Source organism: Dolichospermum circinale AWQC310F, assembly GCF_000426925.1.
Lineage (GTDB): Bacteria > Cyanobacteriota > Cyanobacteriia > Cyanobacteriales > Nostocaceae > Dolichospermum > Dolichospermum circinale.
The window spans coordinates 35676-42367 of sequence record NZ_KE384671.1; the positions used below are offsets into that span (position 1 = coordinate 35676).

9 protein-coding genes are annotated in these 6692 nt (G+C 37.1%); 6 read left to right on the forward strand and 3 right to left on the reverse strand.

Annotated features, from left to right (window positions below; translation table 11 throughout):
* Nucleotides 1–5 precede the first annotated feature (5 nt).
* Nucleotides 6–650 carry an ATP phosphoribosyltransferase gene (hisG, locus tag ACIR310F_RS0106165; RefSeq protein WP_028083057.1) on the reverse strand — a complete coding sequence of 215 codons (645 nt, stop codon included), beginning with the start codon at nucleotides 648–650 and terminating at the stop codon, nucleotides 6–8.
* 75 nt (nucleotides 651–725) lie between these two features.
* On the opposite strand from hisG, the gene rppA reads away from it, so the two are divergent.
* Nucleotides 726–1418 (forward strand): two-component system response regulator RppA, encoded by a 693-nt coding sequence (gene rppA / locus ACIR310F_RS0106170; RefSeq protein WP_028083058.1) that lies wholly within the window; start codon nucleotides 726–728, stop codon nucleotides 1416–1418.
* 159 nt (nucleotides 1419–1577) lie between these two features.
* Here rppA and ACIR310F_RS0106175 read toward each other — a convergent pair whose 3' ends face one another.
* Entirely contained in the window at nucleotides 1578–1958 is a 381-nt protein-coding gene (locus ACIR310F_RS0106175) for a hypothetical protein (protein ID WP_028083059.1), read from the reverse strand.
* A 46-nt stretch (nucleotides 1959–2004) separates the two neighbouring features.
* A complete protein-coding gene (locus ACIR310F_RS0106180; RefSeq protein ID WP_028083060.1) occupies nucleotides 2005–3681 on the reverse strand; it encodes an ABC1 kinase family protein in 1677 nt (558 codons plus the stop codon).
* Nucleotides 3682–4230: 549 nt separating this feature from the next.
* Between ACIR310F_RS0106180 and ACIR310F_RS0106195 the strand changes: the two genes are divergently transcribed.
* From ACIR310F_RS0106195 to ACIR310F_RS0106215, 5 genes are all read left to right on the forward strand, one after another.
* Nucleotides 4231–4596: a FitA-like ribbon-helix-helix domain-containing protein gene (locus tag ACIR310F_RS0106195; protein WP_231387410.1), complete on the forward strand. Its 366-nt coding sequence runs from the start codon at nucleotides 4231–4233 to the stop codon at nucleotides 4594–4596.
* Between the two features lie 5 nt (nucleotides 4597–4601).
* Nucleotides 4602–5021: a type II toxin-antitoxin system VapC family toxin gene (locus ACIR310F_RS0106200; RefSeq protein ID WP_028083061.1), complete on the forward strand. Its 420-nt coding sequence runs from the start codon at nucleotides 4602–4604 to the stop codon at nucleotides 5019–5021.
* A 311-nt stretch (nucleotides 5022–5332) separates the two neighbouring features.
* Nucleotides 5333–6025, forward strand: coding sequence for a Uma2 family endonuclease (locus ACIR310F_RS0106205; RefSeq protein WP_028083062.1), 693 nt, complete (start codon nucleotides 5333–5335; stop codon nucleotides 6023–6025).
* A 71-nt stretch (nucleotides 6026–6096) separates the two neighbouring features.
* Nucleotides 6097–6300, forward strand: coding sequence for a hypothetical protein (locus tag ACIR310F_RS0106210; protein ID WP_028083063.1), 204 nt, complete (start codon nucleotides 6097–6099; stop codon nucleotides 6298–6300).
* Nucleotides 6301–6304: 4 nt separating this feature from the next.
* The gene (locus ACIR310F_RS0106215; RefSeq protein WP_051289492.1) at nucleotides 6305–6601 is read left to right on the forward strand and encodes a hypothetical protein; all 297 of its coding nucleotides are present in this window, start codon (nucleotides 6305–6307) and stop codon (nucleotides 6599–6601) included.
* Nucleotides 6602–6692 lie beyond the last annotated feature (91 nt).

Consider the following 6692-nt stretch of genomic DNA (forward strand, 5'->3'; position numbering starts at 1 on the left):
ATAAATTAAACTGGGTTGAGTATTTCTAACCGCATTTTTGCAATTAATTGATGTAAATTACCTGTATTCAAACGGTAGCTTAAAGGGTGAACAATTAACCGCGCTGTACTTTCATACAAAGTAGCAATTTCAATTAAACCATTTTCCTTTAAAGTTTTGCCCGTGGAAACTAAATCAACAATTGCTTCTGACATTCCCGTAATTGGACCCAATTCCACAGAACCATACAAAGGGACAATTTCTATGGGTAAATCTAAACCTTGGAAATATTCTCGCGCACAATTTACATATTTAGAAGCAACTCGACCATGTACAGGTAAATCTAAAGGAGATTTGTAAGAACTGTTCGCTTTTACAGCCACAGACATTCGACAATATCCAAACTTTAAATCTACTAATTGTGCTACTTGAGGCTGTTTTTCTCTAATAACATCGTAACCCACAACTCCCAACTGTGCTTGACCATATTCTACATAAACAGGCACATCTTGCGCTCGGACTAACAGCCCTTTGGCTTGTCCACTAGTATCAGGAATTTGCAATTGACGGTTTCCTGATTCTAAGAAAGCACTAAAATCTAATCCCACAGATTGTAATAACTTAAGAGTAGGTTTAAGTAATTCACCTTTTGGTATGGCAACAGTTAACATTCTTTTTTTGATGTCCTTAATGTGTTTATAATTCACTATATTGAGAATATATCTATATTGTCCATTGCCAACAAAATGAAAATTTTATTAGTTGATGATGAAATTGAACTAACTGACCCTTTAAGTCGTCTTTTAACCCGTGAAGGTTACAGTGTTGATACTACTTATGATGGCATCAGTGGCAGCAATTTGACAAAAATAGGCAGTTATGATCTACTGATTTTAGATTGGATGTTACCAGGAAAAACTGGGTTGGAGATTTGTCAGGAATTACGTTCTCAAGGTAAAATAACTCCTGTGTTATTTCTCACAGCAAAAGATACTCTTGATGATAGAGTTCAAGGTTTAGACGCGGGTGCTGATGATTATTTAGTAAAACCTTTTGAATTGCGGGAATTACTAGCAAGAGTTCGGGCTTTATTGCGTCGTGCTGGTACAGAATCTCATAGCAATATAACGGGAAAATTAATTGTAGGAGATTTAGAACTTGATATCCAAAATCAAATAGCTTATCTTCACGGAAGAATAATTGAACTCTCGCAAAAAGAAAGTCAGTTATTACAATACTTTATGGAAAACACCGGACAATTATTAACTCATGCCCAAATTTTACAGCATTTATGGCAACATGAGGAACAACCTAATAGTAATGTTGTTCCTGCTTTAATTCGTCTGTTGCGTCGTAAGGTAGAAGTAGGGAATAAAACTCAACTTATTTATACTGTTTATGGGAAAGGTTATCGTTTTGGAAGTATTTTCATTGAATGAACTGAGAGGTTTTGGCAGTTACAAACCCCCTCTAAATAAATAAAACCCCCTAACCTCCTTGACTAGGAGAAAAGAAGGTTTTTAAAAGCCTCTCCTCCAAGCCAGGACAGGTTTACAAAAGGGGTTTATTTATACATTTCATGACTTTTCAAACATCTATTAAGACCAAGAATCTAAATCTAGAGATTGCATTCCTTGACTTTTAACATAATCTAGCAAACCTCCTAATTGCCACCAAAGAAATACACAAGTTAACAAACTTATTGGTAAACCCACACCCAAAGCCAGTTCAGAGGGAAAACCGAATATCTCTAAACCGCAAGTAATAAATAAACAAACACCACTCGTAATACCAATAAATGGGACTAATAATTGTTTATAAAAAGAACGAGTATTAGTATTTTCTTGAGTAGACTTATCATCAGGCCATTGCTGAACAATTACTTTTAATGTCCCAGATAGAGCCAGACCAGAAGTTAAAGCCGTGAGAAAACCAACTAACAGTAAAAAGTAGGGCGGTTGTAAAGGGTAATAGTACATGAAAACTCCTGGTTGTTATTAAAATTCGTTTTTATTTGGTAACAAATTACTTTGCTAAAATAGCTGCTACACTTTCTTTGGAAAACTCTGTTAACAGGCTAATTGCCACATTTAGTAAGCGATTTGGTGGTAAATCATCCTTGACCAAGTCCCATAAACGTTGGACTTCTTCCGTGTGTAAACGGTCATCTTCGGTCAGGGCTAATACCAACTGACGACGTAAGAATTTACCTTCTTCTGAGAGTATAAATTCCAAACCCATTTTTGCCGTTGGTAAAACATCAAATTGACTATCAGTACGAGCAATGGTAATCAGGTTTTCTAACCGTTGCCATTGAAATTTACCATCTTTAAACAATACATTCAATAGCCGCCGTCTGAGTGCGGGAGATTCCCCAGTTAATAACCGCCGTGCTATGTAAGGATAACCCACTTCTACGATTTTGAAATTGGGGTTGAGACTTAGCGCAATACCCTCTTGTGTCACCAGAGAACGAATAATTAAAGCAAATTTCGCTGGTACACGGAAAGGATATTCATACATCAATTCCGAAAACTCATCAGTAATGGTTTTGAAGTTAAAGTCATTGACATTTTTACCAATAGCGTTCCCTAGTACGGCTTCCAATGCTGGTACAATGGGGGCAATATTGGTATTTGCAGTTAAAAAGCCCAATTTGACAAAATCTGTCGCTAAATCGGCGTAATCCTTGTTTACCAAATGCACTAAAGCATCAACTAAACTTTCCTTGGTTGTTTCCTCCAATTGATCCATCATGCCGAAATCAATGTAAGCCATGCGACCATCGGACATAGCGAACAAATTACCTGGATGAGGATCAGCATGAAAAAAACCATGCTCTAATAGTTGTTGTAACCCAGTAGTTACACCTATTTGAATAATTGCTTCTGGGTCTAAACCTACGGCTCGGATATTTTGAGTATCTGTGAGTTTAAAACCGTTAATCCATTCCAGAGTTAAAACATGATTACTGGTATAATTCCAATAGATACCTGGAACTTTCACTTGCGGGTCATTACGGAAATTATGGGCAAACTTTTCCGCATTGCGCCCTTCATTGATGTAATCAATTTCCTCAAATAACTTTGTGCCAAACTCGTCTACAATTAAAGTTAAATCGTGACCGAGATTCAGTGGTAGCCAGGGTGCGAGCCAACTAGCAACCCAACGCATGAGGTACAGGTCTTTTGTCAGTAAGGGGCGTAAATTGGGGCGTTGTACCTTCACAGCCACTTCTTCACCACTAACCAGGTGTCCATGGTAGACTTGACCTAAACTGGCCGCTGCTACTGGCTGAGGGGAAAGATCCCGAAAAATCTCGCCAATGGAGCGATCTAACTCTGTTTCAATAATCTGATATGCTAGAGCATTATCAAAAGGTGGTAACTGGTCTTGTAGCTTGACTAGTTCCGCTAAAAAGTCTTTGCGGATTAAGTCAGGACGGGTCGAGAGCGCTTGACCAACTTTAATAAATGTCGGACCTAAACGGGTGAGTAAATTTCTTAACTCAATAGCTCTTTGTCCTTGATTTTCTTCGATTTGTTCTTGCCATTCGTCCCACTTGAGACTAAATACAAATCCCGCAAAAGACCAGATGATGCTCAGTAGTCGTCCCCAAACCAGCCAGGGACGGTAACGAAAGTAACGAGCGATCGCTTCTGGATTATACTGTTTTAATTCAGTAGATTGATACTGACCCACGCCTTTATTTGCCTCTCCAACTGGGAATTTTACACCGTCGCCATGATCCCGTGCTAACTTAGTTGTTTGTACAGGATCACGGTAGTTTTCTCTTGAGAAAAAAACTTTAACCGCATCTAGCAGCAGTAGCTAACTAACCGAGCCTCTTGAGCTAGATATATTGATATTTTTCTTAATTATACTTTATAAAAGTACAAACTTTTTGTGTATATTGGTGGCATTTTATCATTTCTTAATGACTAAACCCTTTCTATAATGTAGTTAATTTTGTCACCACTCAGTAAAAAATCTGAATCAGTTATGCAAATCACTAATAGTGAAATCCAAGCTATGGGGGAATTAATGCCCGATTATACCCCTGGACCCCGAAGCAATGGATCATTTAGAAAGGCACAATGGCGACATGGAAAGGGCTTTTCAAGATTTATGGCCAGCAAAAAATGGTCAAGCTATGATGGGTAGAACTTTACCCCCAGCCAAATAATTTATAATGTAGGGGCGGGATTTCTCTGTCCTGGAAGGTTTGTACCCTCAGATAACTCAATGCTTATGAATCCAATTATTTTAGATGACTTAGATCCAAATATTATCGAGTGGCTAAAATCTCGCGCTCAAAAACATGGTAATTCTTTACAAGCAGAAGTAAAGTCTATTTTAGAACAGTTAACAGTAGCAAAAGCAGAAGAAGTTAAATTATTTGCAGATGAAATAATTCAGCGTAAAGCAGATTTAATGTTGGAGCAAATTAAAATTCATTCTCAGTCTATAGATAAAAACATCACTGAATTAATGGAAACTTCGACAAGAAATAATCAACAAGAATTATTAGAAATCAAAGCGAAACTCAAGGAATTAAAACCGGTAATTTCATTAGGTAATTTATCAATCAGGGAAGCTAGAGAATTAGGAAGATAATTTTAATGCTATTTGTTTTAGATTGTTCTGTGGCTATTAATTGGTGTCTGGAAGATGAAAATAATATCTATGCTGAGGCAGTTTATGAAATCATAATCCAACAAAATCAGGCACTAGTACCTGCATTTTTCTGGCTAGAAATTAGTAATGTTTTGTGGGTAGCAGAAAAGAGAAATCGTAATACTAGAGAAAAAACTGATCAGGTGATTAAACTGCTGCAAAGTCTACCTATCTTAATTGATGCTAAACCGATTACAGAAAGTGTTAATGATACATTAAATTTAGCCAGACAATACAATCTTGCTGCTTATGATGCTGCTTATTTAGAATTAGCAATTAGAGAAGGACTGTTATTAGCAACCACTGATGATAAACTAGCTAATGCTGCAAAACAGCTTGGTATTTTTATAGAAGATCCAAATTGAAAAAAAGGAGAGATTACAAAATAGAGCTATTCCCACTGTGATAGTTTTACAGGGGTTTCCGCTCTTATGAAGTACATCTTAAGCCCCCTCCTCGCTTGCGGGGAGGGGGTTGGGGGTGGGGTTCTTGTACCTCATAACATCGGGAAGTGCTGTATATATCCTGAAAATAGGGGTCAATATCTTTTGCGATTACACTAAACCGTCGGCTGCTAGTGGTAGAACTTTACCCCCAGCCAAATAATTTATAATGTAGGGGCGGGGTTTCCCCGTCCTCTGCTGATTGTGTCAATTAATTCCTGGAAGTATAGCAAATGGTAATGCAGCGGCCACAAACTAACCCAACTCCTCAAATTTTACCATTAGAAAATGGCGATCGCTTATCACGCCATGAATTTGAACGTCGTTATGCAGAAAGTTCCGATATTAAAAAAGCTGAATTAATCGAAGGAGTAGTTTACGTGGCCTCACCTTTACGCTTTCAACGTCATGCAGAACCCCATGCTAAATTGATGATTTGGTTAGGAAATTATCAAATTTATACCCCCGGAATTAAACTAGGAATTGAACCCACTATTAGATTAGATCAAGATAACGAACCTCAACCCGATGGAGTTTTATTAATTGATGAAAGTTTGGGTGGAAAATCTCGAATTACCGATGATGATTATATTGAAGGCGCACCAGAATTAGTCGCGGAAATTGCTGCCAGCAGTGCAGCTTATGATTTATATGATAAGAAAAAAGCCTATAAACGGAACGGTATTCAAGAATATCTTGTTTGGCAGAGTTTAGAAAATAAATTAGATTGGTTTTTGTTACATGACAGTGAATATATATTACTGAAACCCGATGTAGAGGGAATTATTAAAAGTCAAGTTATGCCCGGATTATGGTTATCTGTAACCGCATTATTAGCAGGAGATATGGTTAAAGTTTTAGAAGTATTGCAAACCGGATTAAATTCACCAGAACACACGGAATTTTTACAACGTTTATCAGGTTGATGATCTAATTTAAGTAGATTTTTAATTTTCAGCCTACAATGTAATCAGAGAGCTAGATTTGAGCTAAAAATATGGAAAAATTAAACATTAAAACTGAAGCCCAGAAATTAATTGACAGACTACCTGATAATTTTACTTGGGATGATTTGATGTATGAGATTTATGTTAGGCAAGTAGTTGAGGCTGGACTTGCTGACGGTCAAGCTGGTAGATTAATTTCTGTACAGGAAGTTAGAGCTAAATTTGGATTACCAGAGTCAAATATTCACAGATAAAGTTATGAATACAGAAGTTTTACATTTTTTACAAGAATCACATAAACAGGATTTGGAAACAATCACTCAAATTTTGGTTGATATAACTAACCGTAATCCAGAAGAAATTAAACCATATTTAGATAGAATACTAACGCAATTGGTAAAACCGCAACAAGAAACTCAGGTTGATGAAACTGCTACTCCAGAACAAAAGATAGCTGCATTTCACGCATGGGTAGAGAGTCACAAAAATCTGAATTTCCCAAACCTTTCTGATGAAGCAATTAGCCGAGAAAGTATTTATGGTGACAGGGGTTAAATGCCTTATCTTATAGACACAAATATACAGCCTTTTCCGCTCTGATGAGGTACAAAGTTGAATCATGAAACTCTTGTGGTGCGGGCATCTT

Coding starts and splice junctions, on each gene's coding strand:
- hisG (WP_028083057.1), bottom strand. CDS start 650: ATGTTAACTGTTGCCATACCAAAAGGTGAATTACTTAAACCTACTCTT.
- rppA (WP_028083058.1), top strand. CDS start 726: ATGAAAATTTTATTAGTTGATGATGAAATTGAACTAACTGACCCTTTA.
- ACIR310F_RS0106175 (WP_028083059.1), bottom strand. CDS start 1,958: ATGTACTATTACCCTTTACAACCGCCCTACTTTTTACTGTTAGTTGGT.
- ACIR310F_RS0106195 (WP_231387410.1), top strand. CDS start 4,231: ATGAATCCAATTATTTTAGATGACTTAGATCCAAATATTATCGAGTGG.
- ACIR310F_RS0106200 (WP_028083061.1), top strand. CDS start 4,602: ATGCTATTTGTTTTAGATTGTTCTGTGGCTATTAATTGGTGTCTGGAA.
- ACIR310F_RS0106205 (WP_028083062.1), top strand. CDS start 5,333: ATGGTAATGCAGCGGCCACAAACTAACCCAACTCCTCAAATTTTACCA.
- ACIR310F_RS0106210 (WP_028083063.1), top strand. CDS start 6,097: ATGGAAAAATTAAACATTAAAACTGAAGCCCAGAAATTAATTGACAGA.
- ACIR310F_RS0106215 (WP_051289492.1), top strand. CDS start 6,305: ATGAATACAGAAGTTTTACATTTTTTACAAGAATCACATAAACAGGAT.